Origin of the sequence: Pulveribacter sp., from assembly GCF_032079985.1 — a bacterium.
GTDB lineage: Bacteria > Pseudomonadota > Gammaproteobacteria > Burkholderiales > Burkholderiaceae_C > Melaminivora.
On the sequence record NZ_DAMATK010000001.1, the window covers coordinates 222,278 to 242,975 of the forward strand.

The following is a 20,698-nucleotide window of genomic DNA, read 5'->3' on the forward strand; positions in this document are numbered from 1 at the left end:
CCATGACGACCTTCTTGCCGTCCCGCCGCCTTCGCGGCCTCTTCGCCTTGCTGGGCGCCCTGGGCGCCGGCGCCGCCCTGGCGCAGGATGCGCCGCCCGCCGCCTCGCGCATCACCGCCGTCACCCTCTACCCCGGCAGCGCCACCGTCGAGCGCACCGCGCGCGTGGCCGCCGGCAGCCGCAGTGCCGTGTTCGACTGCCTGCCCCAGGGCCTGGACGCGCGCAGCGTGCAGGTGCATTCCGCCAGCGGCGCCGTGCGTGTGGGCGACATCGCCGTGCAGGTGCGCGAGCGCGCCCTGGCCGGCGCCTGCGTCACGCCGCAGGACGAGCGCCTGCGCGCCCTGGAGCAGCGCCTGGCCGAGGCCCGCGCCGAAACCGGCGCGCTGGAGCTGGCGCACAGCTACCTGAAGAGCATCGCCGGCAGCGCCCCCGGCACCCAGCCGGCCAGCGGCCCGGGCACGCCCGGCGCCGGCCAGATCGGCGCCACCACCGAGGCGCTGCGACGCTCGGGCCACGACACCCTGGTGCGGCTGCACCAGGCGCGCACCCGCCAGGAGGCACTGGAGCAGCAACTCAAGGCCCTGGCCGCCGAGCGCTCCGCCTCCGCCCAGGCCCGCGTGGCCAGCGTCACCGTGGCCCTGGCGGCCGGGCAGGGCACCGATCTGCGCCTGACCTACCAGGTGCGCGGCCCCAGCTGGTCGCCCAGCTACCGCGCCACGCTGGACACGGCGGCCGCCACCCCCGCCGTGCGGCTGGAGCGCCTGGCCCTGGTCGCCCAGGACACGGGCGAGGACTGGACGGACGTGGCCCTCACTCTGTCCACCGGCCAGCCGCTGCGCAGTGCCGGCGCCCCGGTGCCCCGCCCCTGGACGGTGGACGTGCGCCCGCCCGAGCCACCGCGCCCGCCGGCGGCGCCGGCGCCGGCCATGGCGGCCCGGGCCGGTGCGCCCCAGGCCGAATCCGCCGCCGTGGCCGCAGAGCCCCAGGCGCCGGACTTCACGGTAGCCGTGGCCGAGGGCGCCTACGCCACCGAATTCGCCGTGCCCCAGCGCGTCAGCGTACCCTCGGGCGGGCCGAAGGTGGCGCTGGCGCTGCAGGTGCAGCAGCTGGACGCCAGCCTCGTCACCCGCACCACGCCGGCGCTGGACGCGGCCGCCTACCTGGTGGCGCAGCTGCCGGCGCTGCCCGGCGTCTGGCCCACGGGGCCGGTGGCGCTGTACCGCGACGCGGCCTACGTCGGCCAGGGCACGCTGGACGCCAGCCGCTCCGAGCTGGAGCTGGCCTTCGGCCGCGACGAGCGCGTGGCCGTCACGGCGGAGCCCGAGCGCCGCGCCAGCGCCGCTGCCGGCCTGACCGGCGCGCGCACCGAGCGCACCACCGAGCGCGCCTACGTCGTCACCAACCGCCACGCGCGCCCCGTGCAGCTGCAGGTGCTGGACGCGGCCCCCGTGTCGCTGGACGCGCAGGTCCAGGTCGAATCCCGCTACGAGCCCGCTCCCACCGAAACCGCCTGGCGCGCCCAACCCGGTACCGTCGCCTGGAGCCAGCCGCTGGCCGCCGGTGCCAGCGCCCGCTTCGCCGCGCGCCACACGCTGCGCTACGACAAGGAGCTGCGCCTGCGCGAGCAGCGCTGAAGGGGCGCTGCCGCCGCCCGGCCGGCCCGCGGGATACTCCGGTGCCGCGCGCCGCTCCCTTCCTGAAAAAACACCGCATGCCCAGCCCCCGCCCGCCCCGCCGCTTCCTGTTCAGCCACCCGGCCCACTTCATCGCCTTAGGGGGCGGCAGCGGGCTGTCGCCCGTGGCGCCCGGCACCGTGGGCACGCTCTGGGGCTGGCTGGCCTTTCTGGTGCTGCAGCTGTGGCTGGCACCCGCCGCGCTGGGCTGGGTGGTGGCCGCCGCGCTGCCCCTGGGCTGGTGGGCCTGCACCGTGGCCGCGCGCCACATGGGCGTCGCGGATCCGGGCTCCATCGTTTGGGACGAGATCGCCGCCATCTGGCTCATTCTGTGGCTGGCCATGCCCATGGGCTTTTGGGGCCAGCTCGCCGCCTTTGCGCTGTTTCGCTACTTCGACGCCGCCAAGCCCGGCCCCGTGGCCTGGGCCGACCGGCTGTTCAAGGGCTTTGGCTGGAAGGGCGGGTTGGGCATCATGCTGGACGATCTGGTGGCCGCCTTCTGCACGCTGCTGGTCATCGCACTGTGGCGGCACTTCACAGGATAATGCCCATGTCACTATCAAAAAATGAGCTGCCAGCGCTTGATGGGAGAGGGCTGGTGGCCGATTTGTCCTATATTTCCACCACGCTGCTGGCGCGCGGCTGGATGCTGGCCACGGCCGAGAGCTGCACCGGCGGCCTGATCGCCGCCGCCTGCACCGACCTGGCCGGCTCCAGCCAGTGGTTCGAGCGCGGCTTCGTCAGCTACTCCAACGAGGCCAAGGCCGAGCTGCTGGGCGTGCCCGCGTCGCTCATCGAACAGCACGGCGCCGTCAGCGAACCCGTGGCCCGTGCCATGGCCGAAGGGGCGCTGGCGCATTCGCGCGCCCATGCCAGCGTGGCCGTCACCGGCATCGCCGGCCCCACGGGCGGCAGCGCCGACAAGCCGGTGGGCACGGTGTGGTTCGGCTGGTGCGTGGCCGGTCGCACCCACAGCGAGCGGCAGCGCTTTGCCGGCGACCGCGCCGCCGTACGCGCGGCGACGCTGGCGCATGCGCTGGGGCGGCTGGGGCAGCTGCTGCGCCAGGCCGGCTGAAAGCGCTTTTTTCAGCGCCTCACGCGCCGCAGCACTTCTTGAACTTCTTGCCGCTGCCGCACGGGCAGGGGTCGTTGCGCCCCGGCTGGGCGCCGTGGACGATGGTTTCCACGCGCGGGCCCAGGCTGTGCCAGATGCGGTACAGGTCGTAGATGGCCCAGATGGCTTCGCCGAAGACCTCCAGCCGCTCCTGGCTGGTGCTGGGCGGGCCGTTCTCGTCGTACATGCACAGCACGGGCTCGCCCTTGTCGTCCTCGGCCAGGGCCTCGACGGCCTCCAGCGAGTCGGCGATCCAGCCGGCCGTTTCCTTGTCGCGCGGAGGCTCCCAGTCGTGCGACCAGGTCTCCACGGCGAACAGAAAGCCCGCCGCCCAGATCTGGCCGAAGGCCGGCACCTCCTCGTCCTGCATCTCGGCGCGGTCGGCTTCGGGCAGGCTGGCGATCGCACCGCGCATGTCGATGACTTCGGGCTGGAAGGCCTCGTCGGCGTCCAGCGACTCGGGCTCCTCGGCCAGTTGGGCGCGCACCTGGGCCTCGCGCTGCTCCCACAGCTGCAGGAAGCGCTGCTGCTGCTCCAGATCCTTGAAGGGCGGCAGCAGGGGCAGCGGCTCGTGTGGCGGCAGATCCTGGTCGGTGTCGGACAGCACCAGCGGCAGCCACTCGTGCACCGGCACCGGGCGGCGGGTGCAGACCAGCGCCGTCAGCACGCCGTCGCAGAACTCCCAGTGGGGCGCGAGCTCGTCGCGCGTGCGCATGTCGTCCAGCAGGGCGTCGAGCTCGTCCAGTTCGTCGGGGCCCAGAGGGGAGGCGGGAGAGGGGGCGGCGGATTCGGTCATGGCGCGGGGCGCGCGGGGCGCATCGGGAAAAGGGGTCGGAGCAGTGTAGCGGCTGGCCCATACTCGGGGCGATGCCCCGCACCCCCAGCGCTACCGACTTCGCCGACGACCCCGCCGCCTTTCTGGCGCGCCAGCTGCCGCTGCAGCAGGCCGCCATCGCCCGCTATGCGCTGGGCGGGCGGCAGGTATGGCTCAAGCGCGCCGGGTCGCCCCACGGGATGGCGCGCTACCGCCTGCTGGGCGCCGCGGCGCGGCTGCTGCGCCTGGAGGTGCTGACCCCCGTGCCCCACCGCGGCGGGCGCGAGGCGATCGCCACCGAGGTGCGCCGCCTGGGCCAGCTGGGCGCCGCCGGGGTGCGCGTGCCGCAGGTGCTGGCGGCGGCGCCGGACGGCTTTCTGATGGCCGACCTGGGCGCGCCCGGGGCTGACACGCGCTCGCTCGCCTGGGAGCTGGACGCCGCGCTGCCCGCCGGTCGCGAGGCCGTGCTGGAGCGCTGGACGGACGGGCTGGACACGCTGGTCGACGTGCACGCGCGCGGCCAGTGCCTGAGCCAGGCCTTCGCCCGCAACCTGGTGCGCTGCCCGGACGGGCGCATCGCCTGCATCGACTTCGAGGACGACCCGGCCGCCGCCCTGCCGCTGGACGTGTGCCAGCTGCGCGACATGCTGTGCTATGCCCACTCCACGGCGCTGCACCTGGTGCAGGCCGGGTGTCTGGAGGAAGGGCGCGACGCCTGGCGCCAGCGACTGGCGCAGCCGCAGTACGGCCCGGCCCTGCAGGCGCTGCTGCGCCGCACCGCGGCGCGCCTGGCCTGGCTGCGCCACCTGCCGCAGGGCCGCCGCCTGGGCCGCGACGGCCAGCGCCTGCGGGCGGCCTGGCAGCTGTTGTCGCAGCTATGAAAAAAAGAGCTGCCAGCGCTTGTCTGGCGGGTGTCTGAGGCGGTTTTCGCTTAAAAGAACCGCCGGGGTGGCGGGTCAGTCCTCGCTGGCCCACTCCACCTGCGCGCCCAGGCTGCGCAGGTTCTCCACGAAGTGCGGGTGGGCGCGGCGGATCGGCAGGGCGTTGCGGATCTCCGAGCGCCCGGGGATGCTGGCCGCCACCATGAACAGGGCGATGGCCACGCGGATGATGTAGGGGCTCTCGACCACCGCCGGCGTCAGCTCGCCGCCGCCGAAGGTGACGATGCGGTGCGGGTCCGACGAGAACACGTGGCCGCCGAACTTGGACAGCTCGCCCGTCCAGCCCAGGGCGCCGTCATAGACCTTGTTCCAGAACATGGCGTTGCCCTGCGCGCGCACACCCAGGGCGATGAAGATGGGCAGCAGGTCGACGGGGAAGTAGGGCCACGGGGCGGCCTCCACCTTGGTCAGCACGTTGGCGGTGAACGGCGTCTGCACCGCCAGCGGGCCGTCCACGCGGGCGCAGGACCAGCCGTTGTCGTGCTCCACGCGCACGCCGAACTTGGCGAAGGTGCGGTCGATCAGCGGGAAGTTCTCCGGGGCGCTGTTCTTCACGCGCACGTCGCCGCCGGTGATGGCGCCCAGCGCCAGGAAGGTGGTGATCTCGTGGAAGTCCTCGTCGAAGCGGAACTCGCCCCCGCCCAGCTCGCCGCCGCCGTGCACCGTCAGGCGCGAGGTGCCCACGCCCTCGATCTTCACGCCCAGCATCTGCATGAAGCGGCAGAACTCCTGCACGTGCGGCTCGGAGGCGGCGTTGGTCAGCGTGGAGGTGCCCGGCGCGCTGGCCGCGCACAGCACGAAGTTCTCGGTGGTGGTGACGGAGGCGTAGTCCAGCCAGTGCTGCACGGGCGTCAGGGGGCCGGCGCGGCGCACCAGCAGCGAGCCCTCGGTGCGCTCGACCTCGGCGCCGAAGTGGCGCAGCACCTCCACGTGCGGGTCGATCTCGCGCACGCCCAGGGTGCAGCCCTTGACGTTGTCCTCCAGCCGCGCCACGGCAAAACGCGCCAAGAGCGGCGGAACCAGCATGATGGACGAGCGCATCTCCTCGGGCAGGCGGTGGCGGGCGGCGTCGAACGCCGTGTGCTCGTGGTGCAGGGTCAGCACGCCGCCCTCGTGGTCCATGTGCACCTGGCTGCCCAGGGTGCGGAAGATGTCCACGATCTTGCGCACGTCGGTGATGTCGGGCACGCCGATCAGGCGCAGCGGCGCGCGCGTCAGCAGCGTGGCGCACAGCACGGGCAGCACCGCGTTCTTGTTGGCCGAGGGCGTGATGCGCCCGCGAAGCGGCGTGCCGCCGTGCACGATGAGGTTGGACATGAGAAGCAGGGAGGGGGAAAACCGGAAGGACAGACAGGAGAGCGCGCGCGGGGAAAACGCAGCCCGGCACTGTAGCGCCAACCGCGCGGCCGCCCGTCACAATGGGTTTTTCCGCCATCCGCACATTGCGCAGCAGAGCTAGAGGAGACGATCCGCCATGAAAAAGATGACCGCCGCCGTGGTGCAGACCGCGCCCGTCCTGTTCGACACGTCTGCCACCCTGGCCCATGCAGAGGCGCGCATGGCCGAGGCCGCCGCGCAGGGCGCGCAGCTGGTGGTTTTTCCCGAGGCCTTCGTCGGCGGCTACCCCAAGGGGGCGGACTTCCACATCTTCGTGGGGGCGCGTACGCCCGAGGGGCGGCGCGAGTTCCAGAAATACCACGAGGCCGCCGTGGAGCTCCAGGGCTCCGAGATCGCCCAGCTGGCCAAGGCCGCCGCGCGCCACAAGCTGTACGTGTGCATGGGCATCATCGAGCGCGACGGCGGCACGCTGTACTGCACCGCCGTCTACCTGGGGCCCCAGGGTACGCTGCTGGGCCACCACCGCAAGCTCATGCCCACGGCACTGGAGCGCATCCTATGGGGCTACGGCGACGGCTCCACGCTGCAGGCGGTGGACACGCCCTGGGGCAAGCTGGGCGCCGTGATCTGCTGGGAGAACTACATGCCCGCCATGCGCATGGCCATGTACCAGCAGCGCGTGGCGCTGTACTGCGCGCCCACGGCCGACGACCGCCCCACCTGGGTGTCCAGCATGCAGCACGTGGCCATGGAGGGGCGCTGCTTCGTGCTGTCGGCCTGCCAGCACCTGCGCCGCAGCCAGCTGCCCATGGACGCGCTGCACAGCCGCCTGCCCGAGGACGAGGACACGGTGCTGATGCGCGGGGGCAGCTGCATCGTCAGCCCGCTGGGCAAGGTGCTGGCCGCGCCGGTGTACGACCAGGACGCGCTGCTCACCGCCGAGCTGGACCTGTCGGACATCCCCCAGGGCCAGTTCGACTTCGACCCCGTGGGCCACTACGCCCGGCCGGACGTGTTTCAGCTGGCCGTCAACACCGCGCCGCAGCGCGCCGTGCACGCGGCCCAGGGCGCCAGCACCGTGTTCGCCCCGCCGCCGCAGGACTGAGCTGGCGCAGTTTTATGCAAAAACCATAGCTACCAGCGCTTGACTGGCAAGGGTTTCTGGCTGTTTTATCTAAATTTTCCGGAATCAACCCACCGCCAGCACCGGGGCCGATGTCAGCGCGCTGGCCACCTGCGCGCCGTGCTGTGCCAGCAGGCGCCGGCGCAGCGCCAGCACCGCCTTGTCCTTGGACAGCAGCACGGCGGCGTGCGCGGCGGCCAGGTCGATGAACTTCTGGTCGTCCGCGTCCTTGCACACGCAGGCCGCGCGCGGGGCCACGGCCTGCTGCTCGGCCTGGGCGTCGAAGGCGGCCAGCACCTGGGCCGGCTGCAGGCCGCAGTGCGCCACCCGGGCGGCCAGGTGGGGGTAGGCCAGCACGTGCTCCAGTTCGTCGCGCATGGGGGCAGTGGCGATCCAGTGCAGCCGCCCGTCCTGCAGCGCCTGGCGCAGCGGCGCCACGCGGGCGTCGGCGAAGACCAGCAGGTCCAGCGCCACGTTGGTGTCCACCACCACGGCCCGCGCCGGCGCGCCGGCGGGCGGCAGCGGCCACTCAAACGCCATCGCCGTCCCGCGTGATGGACGGCTGCGCCGGGGCGCGGGCGCTGCCGGCCACCAGATCGAAGCGGAACAGCCGGCACTCGATGGGCCCGTTCCACAGCGGCACGCGGCGCGACTCCTTCAGGCGCATCTTGCCGGGCAGCTTCAGGTCGGGCGTGAGCATCCAGGCCTGCCAGCCGGGGTAGTGGCGCTTCCAGTGCGTGGCCAGCTGGGCGAAGAAGTCGCCGCCGTCCTCCACCTGCGCACTCTCGCGGCCGCCCATGGCCCCGGTCATGCGGGTGCGGGCGCGCTCCTCGGCATTGCGTCCGGCGCTGCCGGCGGCGGCGATGCGCTCGCCGTACGGGGGGTTGAGCAGCATCACGCCCGGCTGGTCCGTGGGCGGCATGCGCTGCAGCGCGTCGCCGCCGCGCAGCTGCACGGCACGGGCCACGCCGGCGCGCTCGGCGTTGCGCTGGGCGAAGTCCACCATGCGGTGCGAGATGTCACTGCCGAAAATGGGCGTAACGCTTGCCACGACTGCGCTGGCAGCTTCTTCTCTGATAGCAGACCAGACATGGGCCTGGAAGGGCAGGAGCTTTTCGAAGGCAAAACGCCGGCGGCTGCCCGGTGCGATGCGGCAGGCGATCTGCGCCGCCTCGATGGCCACCGTGCCGCTGCCGCAGCAGGGGTCGTACAGCGGCAGCGGCTCGCCGCCGTGCGGGTCCCAGCCAGTGGCGGCGATCATGGCGGCGGCCAGGGTTTCCTTGAGCGGCGCGTCGCCCTTGTCCTCGCGCCAGCCGCGTTTGAACAGGGGTTCGCCGCTGGTGTCGATGTAGACCGTGGCGCGGTCGCTGGTCAGGTGCAGGTGGATGCGCACGTCGGGCCACTGCGTCTGCACGTCCGGGCGCACGCCGGCCTTGGCGCGAAAGCGGTCGACCACGGCGTCCTTCACGCGCAGGGCGGCAAAGTTCAGGCTCTTCAGGGGGCTGTGCTGGGCCGTCACCTCGACCTTGAAGCTCTGGCGCGGGGTGAACCAGATCTCCCAGGCGACGCCCTCGGCCAGGGCGTAGATGTCGTCCTCGCTGCGATAGGGCCGCTCGGCCAGCTGCACCAGCACGCGCTGGGCCAGGCGGCTGTGCAGGTTGAGCTCCAGCGCCTGGCGCCAGGACGCGCGCGCCAGCACCCCGCCGCGGCCGGTGAGCAGGTCATGGCCGGCCAGGCCGGTGAGGGCGTGCACCTCGTCGGCAAGAAAGCCCTCGACGCCGGCGGCGCAGGGCAGAAAGAGTTGCAGGGAATTCATAAGGCAGGCCAAGGATACGCGCTCCAGCCTGCTTGTGCCGCTATCAAGAAAGTGAGCTGTCAGCGCAGGCCCCGCCTGCGCTGACAGCCGTTTGGCCCAGATCAGCGGCCGCGGCGGCGCCAGCCCAGCAGCCCCAGAGCGGCAGCCAGCAGCGCGAGCGCGAAGGGCGACAGCGTCGGGATGGCAGCCACGCTGCCCGGTCCCGGTGATGGCGCGGCCAGCACGGCCAGCCCGCCGGGGTCGGTGATGGTGCCGTCGGCCTGCCCATCGGCGTCACCCTGCCCGCCATCGGTGAGGGTGATCTCGATGGTGTCGGGGCTCATCTGCACCATGGGGATGCGGTGCCAGCCCAGCGTGCCCATGGTGTCGTACTTCCAGTACTCGGCCCCTGCGGGCACCGGTGCGGGGTACCGGATGCGCAGGGTCACGGTGCCGTGCGGACCCACGTTCTCGAGCACGAAGCCCACCAAGCCAAAGGGGAAGCTGCGACCCGCCAGGGGCGGCGCGCCTGCGCCGGCTTCGTTGTTGAAGACCGCGTGCGAGAAATAGGCGTTCGCGGGAGGGCTCTGCACCGTGGCGGTGACGGTGCCCTGGCCGCGGGGCGAAGGACCGCTGATGACCAGCGGACCGCCGCCTCCGCCCACCGTGCCCACGGGCGCGGCAGTGTTGCGCAGCGCGAAGCTGGCCGTGATCCCGGCGTGGCTGGCGGTGACGGCGTAGCTGCCCACCGTGCCGTTGCCCGTCACGGTGATGGCGGCCTCGCCGCTGGCATCCGTCAACACCAACGACGACGACAGCGTGCCCGAGGCGCCTGACGACGGCGCCGCAAAGCTGACGGCCGCACCCGCCAGAGGGGCGCCGTGCGTGTCCAGCACGCGCACGCGCAGCGGCTGCGCGAAGGCCATGCCTACCGGCGCGGACTGGGGTGTGCCGCCGGCGGCGGCCAGGGTCCCCGCCACGAGCGGCGCGGGGGTGTTGGTCAGCAGGAAGCTGGTGGTGTGCGCGCCTGCCGTGGCCGTCACGGTGTAGCTGCCCGGGGTGCCATTGGCGGCCGCGGAGACGAGGGCCTGGCCATTGGCATCGGTCACCACCGTGCTGCTGCTCAGCAGGGCCGATGCGCCGGACGCTGGCACGGTGAAGGACACGGTCTGCCCCGCCAGCGGCGCGCCTCCCGGGCCACGCAGCCGCACCGCGAGCGGCCAGCCGAAGGCTGTGCCCGCCATGGCGCCCTGGGGCGTGCCGTCGGTGGCGACCAGACCCGGCGCGCAGGTCTGCCTGTCTGCCACCACCTGGGGGAAAGGTGTGTTGACGATGCCAGTGAAGACGATGTCGTCCACTTCCCAGCCTTCCGTCGACACTGCAGGGTCCGTCTGCATCACCCACGCCAGGCGCACGGTCTGGCCGGCGTAGGCGGTGCCAAGGTCGACTATGGCGGTAGTCGGCGCAGGCCAGCCTGGGCTCTGGCCTACGTAGGCGCCTTGGCCCTCGGCCGGGTTGCCGCTGCCCCCGTTGATGGTGCCGTTGTAGCCTGCTGCCGCGCTGTTCACGCTGGTCCAGGTGGCTCCGCCGTTGGTCGAGATCATCAGCTGCCCGCCGTCCCAGTTCGTGCCGTCCGACTGCTCAAAGCGGTAGCGGTGCTTGAAAGTCACGATGAAGTGGCCCGTGGCGGCCACCTGTAGCGCAGGCGTGCGCATCCAGTGCGAGCCGGTAACTTCCGGCGGCGTCCCGGCGTACCGGTGGTCCATCGGCGCGTAACTCCGCACCACCCAGGCGGCGCCATGGCCCGCTTCGCTGCTGCCGAACTCCATCACGCCGGGCAGTGCCTCGGCATCGTCCGAAACCAGCCGCGCCGGCAGCACGTCGCGGTGCAGCGGCAGATCCAGCGTCTGCTGCGCCAGGAAGCCCGCAGGCTGCCCCGGCTGGGCTTGCAGCGTGCCGGTGATACGCGTGCCTCCAGGAGCCGTCATACCGATGAGTTGCACACGCGCGGTGACGGTGACAGTCGCACCTGCCGCAATCTCCGGCACGGGTACCACGGCGCCATCCGGGAACGAGATGCCCGCCACATCGGACGACAGTTCCAGCTGCGCGCTGTCCGTGCGTTCGAAACCCTGGTTGCGCACCGTGAAGGAGAGCACGCCAGTCTCGCCGCTGTCGAGCACGTCATCGGCATCGCAGGGCTGGGCCTGCGGCGCGGTCATCGACAACTGCGCGCCCTCCAGCACCAGCGCCGCGCCGGTGGAGTAGCTCTCGACCACGCCCGCATTGGTCTCGGAGTAGCGGTCGGGCACCAGCGCGAAGGCGCCCGCACCGCGCCGGGCGAATGCGGCTCCGAAGCGCGCATGGTCAGCCGGCTCTTTGGCGCCTGCGACGGCGGCCAGCAGTGCGTCGCGCGCCTCGGTCAGCGTGGGGTTGACGGGGGTGAGCTTGTAGGCCGTCACCAGGTACCGCTTCATGCGGTCCTGCGCTTCCTGGAAAGGGTATGCCCGCAGCAGGCTGACGTAGCACTCCCACAGCATGCTGGCCCAGACTTCGCCCATGTTGTGCACCTGGGCATTGAGCCCGCCCGCGTCGGGGTTGCGCGGCGCGCTGTTGGGCAATGGCTCTGTATCGACGATGTGGCGCAGACTGAGCGGGTTCTTGGCCAGGTTCACCGAATACGGATAGCGGCGCATGCCGTAATAGGCCACGTCGCGGTCATCCGGGTCGGCAAAGGTGGACAGCGAGTGCACCGCCATGGCATAGGTGCCTGCCCAGTTGCTGTTGCTGGGAACGTTGATGTCCTGCGGTGCCACCATCAGCAGCAGCGCGTGGAAGTCACCCCAGCCTTCGCCCAGGCCTCGGGCATGGTTGGTGGTCAGGCCGCTGGCGTCGCCGATCAGGCGGTTGCTGATGAAGTGGCCCCATTCGTGGGCAATGACGCTGTTGTCCAGCGCGCTGCTGCGCTCGCTGCCACTGCCCTGCATGCGCAGCGTGACGCCACCGGCAGCGAGCGCGGCGCGGTCAGCCTGCGCCACCTGAATGGCCGGGATGGTGACCGAGTCGCCGGCGGTGCCAGCACCCATCGTGGACGGTGCGGCCGGCGTGTTGTTGACCACGACCACGCCCAGCGCGCCCGCATTCTGCGCGTTCCGCGCCTTGACGGAAAATTCGCAGCTGCCGCGGTCCACCAGGGCGATCTTGCCCGACACGCTGCCCGCCATGGCCGCGCAGCCGTCGCTGGGCGCAGCCACCACCACCTCGGCCGTGAGGTCGAAGGCCAGCGGGCCGAACGCCGCACCTGCCGGCCTGACCGAGAACGTCACCCCACCCGCGCTGACCTGCACGCCGCTGCGGTTGACGAAGCGGTACATCTGCATGCGGGGCGGCGCGCCGTCCGCCGGGGTGGACATGTTGGCGTTGTTGATGCCGCTGTAGTCCAGCGCTTCGGCGCGCAGGGCGTCGCCGGCCAGCCCCGCTCCTGTGTAGTTGACGGCCTGGGCATTGCCGGCGGCTTCGTCGAAGCCGGCGTCGTAGAACCAGTCGTGCAGCCAGTTGGTGGTGTAGAACAGGTTGACCACCGAGGCGTTGATCTGGCTGTGAGAGGCCAGCGGCGACAGACCAGGGGCGTATGGGTAGTCGAAGACTCCCGGAGCCGTCACGCTGGCGATGGTGTCGCCCACATTGGGGCCATCCGGCGCCGCCAAGTCGGCATAGGCATGCACGTTGTTGCCGTGGGTCTGTGCGGCGCCATCGGGCAGCCAGGGGTCTTCCCGCGAGAACGGGGCGTTTGGCAGCGTCACCAGCTTGGCCGTCTGTGGCGGGGCCGCATAGCCAGAGGGTGTGCCGGTGGGATGGGGCGCGCCATGGCGGCCCTGCGCGCCGGGCCAGGGTGTGTAGGGAGGCGCTGTGTCGGCGGGCACGCGGTAGCTGAAGTCGGCATGCGCCGTCTGGTTGTGGCGCAGCAGCAGGCGGCCATCGGCGTTGGCCACCACGTAGGCATAAGCGTGTTCCTGCCCGTCCTGGCGCACGCGCACCTCGACGTAAGTGGCGGCCACCAGGCCCTCGGGCAGGCGGAACCACACCGGCTTGGTGCGTGCGGATGCGAGCGTGGCCCCGTCCTCTCCTTCCACACCCGCGGGAAGGCTCCACCACTGGTAGGCGCCCTTGGCGTCGGTGGGCTGAAGCTGCTGCCCCACCTCTGGCGGAAAACCGTAATCCTGCAAGGCCCGGGTCAAGGCCCCGGAGGCTTCCAGCGAGCGGACCGGAATGGCTTTGTGAAGACTGGGCGCCAGCGCGGTGCTGCCCAGGTAGCCGCCGATGGCCGTGGCCCGCGCCTGCGCGTCCAGCAGCACCGTGGCCTGCTCGCGGAAGATTTCGATGCCATCACGCTGGCCGGTCAGGCGCACCAGGTGCTCGCCGCCGGGCAGGCTCTGCACGTGGTGCACCACGGCGGCATCGGCCTCCTGCGTGGTGATGCCGTACAGGCTGGCCAGCGCCTTGAGCTCGTCCCGTGCGACGCCAGCGGGGTCCACGTTCGCGGCGCGGGACTTGGCCAATGCGGGCCGCAGCTGCACAAAAGTGGGCAAGCCCAGCCGCTCCTCGCGCGACAGGCTCCACACCTGGGCGGGCATGGCCTGCGCGGCCTTGCGCTGCACGGCGGGGGGCGACTCGCCCAGTGCGTCGATGGGCGCCAGCTCGCGTGCGTGGGCGATCGGAAGTGTCAGGGCGCCGGCGCACAGCAGGGCGACGGCCCAGTGGCCTCGGATGGGTGGGTGCATGGGTTGGTTACTATGGTTTGTGTAGCTGCCAACGCATGCCAGGAAAGGGCTAGAGCCCAAAAACCACTAAAACCAAGCCCACGCGGCCGGACTATCTTAACGGAATGTGACTTTTCGCAACATTCCTTCAATTAGGTAATTTGCGGCCCGGCCGCCTACGCCTTCAGGGTGCCGGCGCGCTGCGCTGCTGCAGCAGCAGGCGGATGGATTCCGGTATGGGCGCCGGCCTGCGCGCGGCGCGGTCAATGAAGACGATACCAATCTTGCCCCGGGCAATCTCGCGACCCTGGGTGGTTTCGGTCATTCGGAACACCAGGTCGAAGCCATAGCGGTTGAAGTCCTGCGGCACCATCTCCACGCGCAGCGTCTCGCCGTGGAAGGCCTCGGACTTGTACTGCGCCACGATGTCGCCGACCACGGTGGACAGGCCGGCCACGTCGGCCTCCGGGTAGCCCAGCGACTGGAAGAAGCGCACGCGCGCCTCCGACACCAGGCTGAGCAGCTGGGCGTTGTCCAGGTGCCCGCCCTGATTGACGTGGCTGATGTAGACCTGCAGCTCGGTGGCGAAGCCGAAGTGCGCGGGAAGCTCGAAGACGATGCGGGCCATGGGGAGGTGGTTGCTAGAGTGCCTTGCGCAGGTTGGTGGGGGCGATCTTCATCGCCTCGCGGTACTTGGCCACGGTGCGGCGTGCGCATTCGATGCCCTGCTCCTTGAGCATCTCGGCGATCTTGCTGTCCGACAGGGGCTTGGCCGGGTTCTCGGCGGCGATGAACTGCTTGATCAGCGCCCGCACGGCGGTGCTGGAGGCGTTGCCGCCGGTCTCCGTGCCCAGGCCGGAACCGAAGAAGTACTTCAGCTCGTAGGTGCCCTGGGGCGTGGCCATGTACTTGGCGGTGGTCACGCGCGAAATGGTGGATTCGTGCAGGCCCAGCTCTTCGGCGATGTCGCGCAGCACCAGCGGGCGCATGGCCAGCTCGCCGTGCACGAAGAAGCTCTTTTGCCGCTGCACGATGGCCTCGGACACGCGCAGGATGGTGTCGAAGCGCTGCTGCACGTTCTTGATGAACCAGCGCGCCTCCTGCAGCCGCGCCTGCAGCTGCGGGTGGCCCTGGCTGCCGCGGTGGGCGCGCAGCGCGCCGGCGTATTGCTCGTGCACCTGCAGGCGCGGCATGACCGCCGGGTTGAGCTGCACGCTAAAGCGCTGCTGCGTGCCGCTGCCGATGCGCCGCACGATCACGTCGGGCACCATGGCGAACTGCTGCACGTCGGCAAAGCGCCGGCCCGGGCGCGGCTCCAGCCGGCCGATGAGGGCGATGGCGGCGCGCGTCAGCGCCTCGCTGGCGCCACAGGCCTGCGACAGGCGGCGCACGTCGCGCCGGGCCAGCCAGTCCAGCGGCTGTCGGCAAATGGCCAGCGCAGCCTGCACGGTGGGTGCATCGGCCGGGCCGGCCTGCTGCAGCTGGGCCTGCAGCTGCAGCGTCAGGCATTCGGCCAGGTCGCGCGCGCCCACGCCGGTGGGCTCCAGGCTTTGCAGCAGGCCCAGGGCCAGAGTCAGCTGGTGCAGCAGCTCCTCGTACCGTTCGTGCTCCCAGTGCTCGCCCAGCAGGCTGTCGGCCAGGGCGGGCAGGGGTTCTTCCAGGTAGCCGTCGTCGTTCAGCGAGCCGATGAGCAGCGCCAGCGCCGCCGCTTCCTCCGGCGACAGGCGCAGCAGCAGCGCCTGGCGGCTCAGGTGCTCGACCAGGGTCTCGTGGCTGCGCGCCAGGTCGATGGCGTCGCCCTCGGTGTCGCTGCCGCTGCTGCCGGCGCGTGCGGGGCTGTCGCCGCTGCTGCCCCAGTCGCTGTCGGGGCCGTTGGCTTCGCCCTCCCAGTCCAGGCGCTCTGGAGCGTCGGGCAGGCCGGCGGGCTCGGGGGCGTCCAGGCCGGGGTCGGCGGCGCCTTCCGGCGCTTCGGCATCATGTTGGCCTGTAGTGCGCGCCAGTTCTGCGCTGGCAGCTACTGAATCGATAGTGTCCGGCGCGCCATCCTCGGCCTCTTCCAGGAAGGGGTTGTCGGCCAGCATCTGGCCCACCTCCTGGGCCAGCTCCAGAGTGGACAGCTGCAGCAGGCGGATGGATTGCTGCAGCTGCGGGGTGAGCGCCAGCTGCTGCGAGACGCGCAGGGCCAGCGTGGGGCGGTTCATCGGGCGGCGCCGCCGTGCGCCGCCGCCGTCATGGGCGGCGCCGGCATCGGCGGTGCGCGGCGGCAGGCCATGGCAGCTTGCGCCCTCACATGCGGAAGTGCTCGCCCAGGTACACCCGGCGCACTTCGGCGTTGTCCACGATCTCGGAGGGCGTGCCCTGGGCCAGCACGCTGCCATCGCTGATGATGAAGGCGTGGTCGCAGATGCCCAGCGTCTCGCGCACGTTGTGATCGGTGATGAGCACTCCGATGCCGCGCGCCTTCAGAAAACCGATGATGCGCTGGATCTCGATCACGGCGATGGGGTCGATGCCGGCGAACGGCTCGTCCAGCAGGATGAAGCGCGGCTGCGTGGCCAGGGCCCGGGCGATCTCCACGCGCCGGCGCTCGCCGCCGGACAGCGCCAGCGCTGGCGACTCGCGCAGATGCTCCACGCGCAGCTCCTGCAGCAGGCCCGTCAGGCGCTGCTCGATCTCGGCGCGCGGCAGCGCGCGGCCGTCCTCGCCGCGCTGCAGCTCCAGCACGGCGCGCACGTTGTCCTGCACGCTGAGCTTGCGGAAGATGGATGCCTCCTGCGGCAGGTAGGACAGACCCAGCCGCGAGCGGCGGTGAATGGGCATGCTGGTCACGTCGTGCTCGTCGATGCCGATGGCGCCGCCGTCGCAACGCACCAGGCCCACGATCATGTAGAACGAAGTGGTCTTGCCCGCGCCGTTGGGCCCAAGCAGGCCCACGACCTCGCCCTTTTGCACCGACAGCGACACGTCCTTGACGACCTGGCGCCCGCCGTAGGACTTTTGCAGGTGGCGCGCCTGCAGCCGGCTGGGGGCGGTCTCGGCCGGCGCGGCGCCCGTCGTGCCTGGCGCCATCACTGCTTGCCGCCGCCCAGCTCGCTGCTGGGGCGCAGTGCCGGGGCGGGAGCGGGGGCCGGCGTGGCGGCGGAGGGTGCCGTCTCGCGCGGCGCGATCACGGCGCGCACGCGGCCGCCGGCGCTGGTGTTCGCCGTGGGGGCGCCGCCCTCGACGGTGAACACGTCCGTGACGTTGCTGTAGACGATGCGTGCGCCGGTCAGCTCATCGCTGAGCGTGGCGCCCCGGTAGCGGCGCAGCTCGCCGCGGCGGATGAGACGCACCACGTCGGCGCGGCCGTCGTACTCGATGCGCTCGGCCTCGCCCTCGACGAACTCGTCGGGGGCGCCGGGCGCGGTATCGCGCTTTTGCCGGAAGAAAGCGCGCTTGCCAGCCTCGGCGGTGACGATGCCGCTTTGGTAGCCGTCCGGGTCCTGGTGCACCTCCAGGCGTGCGCCGCGCAGCACGATGGAGCCCTTGGTCATGACGACGTGGCCGGTGAACACCGTGGTCTGCTGCAGCTCGTCATGGCGCAGCGCATCGGCCTCGATGTTCATGGGCTTGTTGCGGTCGGCCTTTTCCGCCCGCGCGGCCGGCGCCAGCGCCAGCGCGGCGCACAGGGATAGGGAGAGCAGTCGATGGTTCATGGGGGGCACGAATCTTGCGTTCATTGTAGCCACCGTGATTTGCCTGGGCGGCCAAGAAAAAAGGCGCGCCCGTGGCGCGCCTTCGATGGCCGGGGGAAGCGGCCGGCGGATCAGCTCTTGGGCGCCTGGGCGGCCAAGTGCTCCACCACGCGCAGCACGCTTTCCATGTTGCCGGCCATGGTGCCGTCGGTGTAGTAGCGGCCGGCCACGCCCATGGAGGGCACGCCCTCCACTTGGTAGTCGTTTTGCAGCTGCGTGGCCTTGCGCACCTGGTTGGACACGGTGAAGGAGTTGTACACCTCCTTGAATTTGGCCACGTCCACGCCCTGCTTGCCGATCCAGTCGAAGATCAGCTCGTCCTTGTTCAGCGGCAGCTTTTCCACGTGCACGGCCCGGAAAACCTTGGCGTGCAGCTCGGGCAGCTTGCCCATGCCTTCCAGGGTGTAGTAGAGCTTTTGCTGCGGCGCGAAGCTGGCGTTGAAAGCGACGGGAATGCGACGGATGACCAGGTTCTTGGGCGCGGCCTTGGCCCATGCGTCGAACGTCGGCTCGAAGGCGTTGCAGTGCGAGCAGCTGTACCAGAAGAACTCGATCACCTCGACCTTGCCGGCGCCCGGGTCGCTGGGCACGGGCTTGGACAGGCGCACGTAATCCTTGCCCTCCTTGAACTGGCGCGGCGCCTGCGCCAGGGCGGGCGTGGCCAGTGGCAGGCCCAGCGCAGAGATGGCGAGCACCGAGGCGGTGGACAGGGAAAACTCACGACGGTTCATAAGACGGTTGACTCCGTTGGCTGCTTCAATGGGTGGAATGGACTGTGCCAGGCCCGCAAAGGTTCCGCAGGCGGGACTCCGGCGGGCGCGGCAGGCCTTAGAACGTGTTCACGATTTCCGCGCGAGTGTGCGGTCGCGACCTCGGGCGCCCTGCGTCGTTGCAAAGCCTCGCGATAGCGCGCGCTATCGCTGCGGTCTGCGCCTCGCAGTGCATCCCGATTCGCATCCCGCACCCCTCCGCGCAGAGATCGTGAACACATTCTTAGCGCTGCACGCGCACCAGCGCGGATTCGACGCCCGCGCCGTCGAGCTTTTGCTTCAGCGACTCGGCATCGTCGCGCTTGCTGAACGGGCCCACCCGTACGCGGAACACGGTGCGGCCGTTTTGTTCGCGCTCACTCACGCGGGCCTCCCAGCCCAGCATGGCGAGCTTGGCTCGCTGGGCGTCGGCGTCCTGCTGGGTGCGGAAGGCCCCGGCCTGCACGAAGTAGTCGAAGGGGTCGGCACCGGCGGCTGCGGCCGGCTTGGGCTCGGGGGCGCCGGCGCGCGCGCGCGCCAGGTCGCCCAGCGGGTCACCCGATGCGCCGGCCTGGGCGCGGCTGGCGGCCGGGAGCGGCGCGGAGGCGGCATTGGCCGCCGGCGTCCCGCCGACCACGGCGGGTGCCACGATGGTGGAGCCCGGGGCGCTGTCGGGCGCAGGTGTGGGGGGCTGCTGCGGGCGCGCCGGGTTCTTGCCGTACAGCGGGGCGTTGGGGTCCCAGTTCTTGTTGCGCTGGGCCTCGTCCTGGTCGGAGGCGCGCGGGCTGGCCTTGGTCAGGAAGGGCACGGGCACCTTGGTCACGTAGACGGCCACGGCCAGCGCCGCGCCCAGGCCCACGATCACCCCGAGGATGAAGCCCACGATGGTGCCGCCGCGTTGCTGTTTTTTCATATCAGTGGTCACTTACATTCTGGCTGGCGCAGACACACCCAGCACCGCCAGGCCATTGTGCAGCACCTGGGCGGTGGCCGCGACCAGGGCCAGGCGGGCCAGCTTGACGGCCTCGTCATCGACCAGGATGCGCTCGGCGTCGTAGTAGCTGTGGTAGCTGGCGGCCAGCTCGCGCAGGTAGAAGGTCACGTCGTGCGGCGCGTTGCTGGCCGCGGCGGCGGTGAGCATCTCGGGGTAGCGCGACAGCAGCAGCATCAGCGCCTGGGCTTGCGGGCCCTGCAGGGGGGACAGGTCCACGTCCCGCAGCTGGCCCACGTCGTAGTCCTCGCGCCAGCCGCGCAGCACCGAGCTGATGCGCGCATGGGCGTACTGCACGTAGTACACCGGGTTGTCGTTGTTCTGCGCCACGGCCAGGTCCACGTCGAAGGTGTACTCGGTGTCGGGCTTGCGCGACAGCAGGAAGAAGCGCACCGCGTCGCGGCTGGTCCATTCGATCAGGTCGCGCAGCGTGACGTAGCTGCCGGCGCGCTTGCTGATCTTCACCTCCTCGCCGCCCTTGACCACGCGCACCATGGTGTGCAGCACGTAGTCCGGGTAGCCCTGGGGGATACCCACGCCCACCGCCTGCAGGCCGGCGCGAACGCGGGCGATGGTGCCGTGGTGGTCCGTGCCCTGGATGTTCACGGCGCGCGTGTAGCCGCGCTGGAATTTCTGGATGTGGTAGGCGACGTCGGGCAGGAAGTAGGTGTAGGTGCCATCGGACTTGCGCATCACCCGGTCCTTGTCGTCGCCGAAGTCCGTGGTGCGCAGCCACAGCGCGCCGTCCTGCTCATAGGTGTGGCCGCTGGCGACCAGGCGGCGCACGGTGTCCTCCACGTAGCCGCGCTCGTAGAGGCTGGACTCCAGGTAGTACTCGTCGAACTTCAGGTTGAAGGCCTGCAGGTCCTTGTCCTGCTCGGCGCGCAGATAGGCCACGGCGAACTGGCGGATGCCCTCGTAATCCTGCGCGTCGCCGCTGGCAGTGAACGCGCGGTCGTCGGCGTGCACCGTGGCGCCGGCCAGGTAGGCGTCTGCGATGTCCTGGATGTAGTCGCCGTTGTATGCCGCCTCGGGCCAGCCGGCGTCGCCCGGCTTCAGCCCTTGAGCGCGCAGCTGCGTGCTCTTGGTGAGCGTGTCGATCTGCACGCCCGCGTCGTTGTAATAGAACTCGCGGTGCACCTGCCAGCCCTGGGTGGCGTACAGGTGGCTGATGGCGTCGCCGATCGCCGCCTGGCGGCCGTGGCCCACGTGCAGCGGGCCGGTGGGGTTGGCGGAGACGAACTCGACGATCACCTTCTCGCTGCGCGCCGGCTGCCAGCCGTAGCGCTCGCCCTGCTCGAGCACCTCGCGCACCACCTGCTGCTTGGCTTCGGGCTTCAGGCGGATGTTCAGAAAGCCGGGGCCGGCGATCTCGATGGCATCCGTCCAGCGCGCGAAGGCGGGCGTGGCGGCCAGCGCGTCCTTGAGCTGCTCGCCCAGCTGGCGCGGGTTGGCCTTGAGGGGCTTGGCCAGCTGCATGGCCGCGGTGCAGGCGAAGTCGCCATGGGCCGCGACCTTGGGGTTTTCAAAGGCAGCGCGCGCGCCCGCGCCGGGCTGCAGCCGCTCCAGCTCGCCGGCCAGCGCCGTGAGCAATTCCTGTTTGACACTCAGCATGATGGGGCGGGATTTTACGGGGAGCCCCCGGTGCCGCCGGGGCTATGCTGCC

17 protein-coding genes are annotated in these 20,698 nt (G+C 71.1%); 5 read left to right on the forward strand and 12 right to left on the reverse strand.

Going from position 1 to position 20,698, the window contains the following annotated elements; all coding sequences use genetic code 11:
- Window positions 1-2: 2 nt before the first annotated feature.
- The 3 genes from RT282_RS01050 to RT282_RS01060 all read left to right on the forward strand — a co-directional run bounded on the left by RT282_RS01050 (window position 3) and on the right by RT282_RS01060 (window position 2,748).
- Window positions 3-1,634 (forward strand): DUF4139 domain-containing protein, encoded by a 1,632-nt coding sequence (locus tag RT282_RS01050; protein WP_313311228.1) that lies wholly within the window; start codon window positions 3-5, stop codon window positions 1,632-1,634.
- 77 nt (window positions 1,635-1,711) lie between these two features.
- The gene (locus RT282_RS01055) at window positions 1,712-2,218 is read left to right on the forward strand and encodes a phosphatidylglycerophosphatase A (protein WP_313311229.1); all 507 of its coding nucleotides are present in this window, start codon (window positions 1,712-1,714) and stop codon (window positions 2,216-2,218) included.
- 5 nt (window positions 2,219-2,223) lie between these two features.
- A complete protein-coding gene (locus RT282_RS01060; protein ID WP_313311231.1) occupies window positions 2,224-2,748 on the forward strand; it encodes a CinA family protein in 525 nt (174 codons plus the stop codon).
- A 19-nt stretch (window positions 2,749-2,767) separates the two neighbouring features.
- On the opposite strand, the gene RT282_RS01065 is transcribed toward RT282_RS01060, so the two are convergent.
- Window positions 2,768-3,583 (reverse strand): UPF0149 family protein, encoded by an 816-nt coding sequence (locus RT282_RS01065; protein WP_313311232.1) that lies wholly within the window; start codon window positions 3,581-3,583, stop codon window positions 2,768-2,770.
- Window positions 3,584-3,654: 71 nt separating this feature from the next.
- Between RT282_RS01065 and RT282_RS01070 the strand changes: the two genes are divergently transcribed.
- The gene (locus RT282_RS01070) at window positions 3,655-4,482 is read left to right on the forward strand and encodes a hypothetical protein (protein ID WP_313311233.1); all 828 of its coding nucleotides are present in this window, start codon (window positions 3,655-3,657) and stop codon (window positions 4,480-4,482) included.
- Window positions 4,483-4,557: 75 nt separating this feature from the next.
- Here the strand turns inward: RT282_RS01070 and RT282_RS01075 are convergent, their stop codons facing one another.
- Window positions 4,558-5,859: a UDP-N-acetylglucosamine 1-carboxyvinyltransferase gene (locus RT282_RS01075; RefSeq protein ID WP_313311235.1), complete on the reverse strand. Its 1,302-nt coding sequence runs from the start codon at window positions 5,857-5,859 to the stop codon at window positions 4,558-4,560.
- Between the two features lie 157 nt (window positions 5,860-6,016).
- Here RT282_RS01075 and RT282_RS01080 point away from each other — a divergent pair, with 157 nt between their 5' ends.
- Window positions 6,017-6,985 (forward strand): carbon-nitrogen hydrolase family protein, encoded by a 969-nt coding sequence (locus RT282_RS01080; protein ID WP_313311236.1) that lies wholly within the window; start codon window positions 6,017-6,019, stop codon window positions 6,983-6,985.
- 84 nt (window positions 6,986-7,069) lie between these two features.
- Here the strand turns inward: RT282_RS01080 and RT282_RS01085 are convergent, their stop codons facing one another.
- The 10 genes from RT282_RS01085 to argS all read right to left on the reverse strand — a co-directional run bounded on the left by RT282_RS01085 (window position 7,070) and on the right by argS (window position 20,646).
- Window positions 7,070-7,543 carry a putative toxin-antitoxin system toxin component, PIN family gene (locus RT282_RS01085; protein ID WP_313311239.1) on the reverse strand — a complete coding sequence of 158 codons (474 nt, stop codon included), beginning with the start codon at window positions 7,541-7,543 and terminating at the stop codon, window positions 7,070-7,072.
- The gene (locus RT282_RS01090) at window positions 7,533-8,819 is read right to left on the reverse strand and encodes a THUMP domain-containing protein (RefSeq protein WP_313311240.1); all 1,287 of its coding nucleotides are present in this window, start codon (window positions 8,817-8,819) and stop codon (window positions 7,533-7,535) included. The genes RT282_RS01085 and RT282_RS01090 overlap by 11 nt, the downstream gene beginning before the upstream one ends.
- A 101-nt stretch (window positions 8,820-8,920) precedes the next feature.
- Window positions 8,921-13,579 (reverse strand): IPTL-CTERM sorting domain-containing protein, encoded by a 4,659-nt coding sequence (locus RT282_RS01095; protein ID WP_313311241.1) that lies wholly within the window; start codon window positions 13,577-13,579, stop codon window positions 8,921-8,923.
- Window positions 13,580-13,742: 163 nt separating this feature from the next.
- Window positions 13,743-14,186 (reverse strand): thioesterase family protein, encoded by a 444-nt coding sequence (locus tag RT282_RS01100; RefSeq protein ID WP_313311242.1) that lies wholly within the window; start codon window positions 14,184-14,186, stop codon window positions 13,743-13,745.
- A 13-nt stretch (window positions 14,187-14,199) separates the two neighbouring features.
- A complete protein-coding gene (locus RT282_RS01105) occupies window positions 14,200-15,759 on the reverse strand; it encodes an RNA polymerase factor sigma-54 (protein WP_313311243.1) in 1,560 nt (519 codons plus the stop codon).
- 85 nt (window positions 15,760-15,844) lie between these two features.
- Entirely contained in the window at window positions 15,845-16,627 is a 783-nt protein-coding gene (lptB, locus tag RT282_RS01110; protein ID WP_312758163.1) for an LPS export ABC transporter ATP-binding protein, read from the reverse strand.
- On the reverse strand, window positions 16,627-17,253 hold the full coding sequence (gene lptA, locus RT282_RS01115; protein ID WP_313311244.1) for a lipopolysaccharide transport periplasmic protein LptA: 627 nt from the start codon (window positions 17,251-17,253) through the stop codon (window positions 16,627-16,629). Before lptA ends, lptB begins: the two co-directional genes overlap by 1 nt.
- 110 nt (window positions 17,254-17,363) lie before the next feature.
- A complete protein-coding gene (locus tag RT282_RS01120) occupies window positions 17,364-18,023 on the reverse strand; it encodes a thiol:disulfide interchange protein DsbA/DsbL (RefSeq protein ID WP_312306208.1) in 660 nt (219 codons plus the stop codon).
- 262 nt (window positions 18,024-18,285) lie between these two features.
- On the reverse strand, window positions 18,286-18,954 hold the full coding sequence (locus RT282_RS01125) for an SPOR domain-containing protein (protein WP_313311245.1): 669 nt from the start codon (window positions 18,952-18,954) through the stop codon (window positions 18,286-18,288).
- A 12-nt stretch (window positions 18,955-18,966) separates the two neighbouring features.
- On the reverse strand, window positions 18,967-20,646 hold the full coding sequence (argS, locus tag RT282_RS01130; RefSeq protein WP_313311246.1) for an arginine--tRNA ligase: 1,680 nt from the start codon (window positions 20,644-20,646) through the stop codon (window positions 18,967-18,969).
- Window positions 20,647-20,698 lie beyond the last annotated feature (52 nt).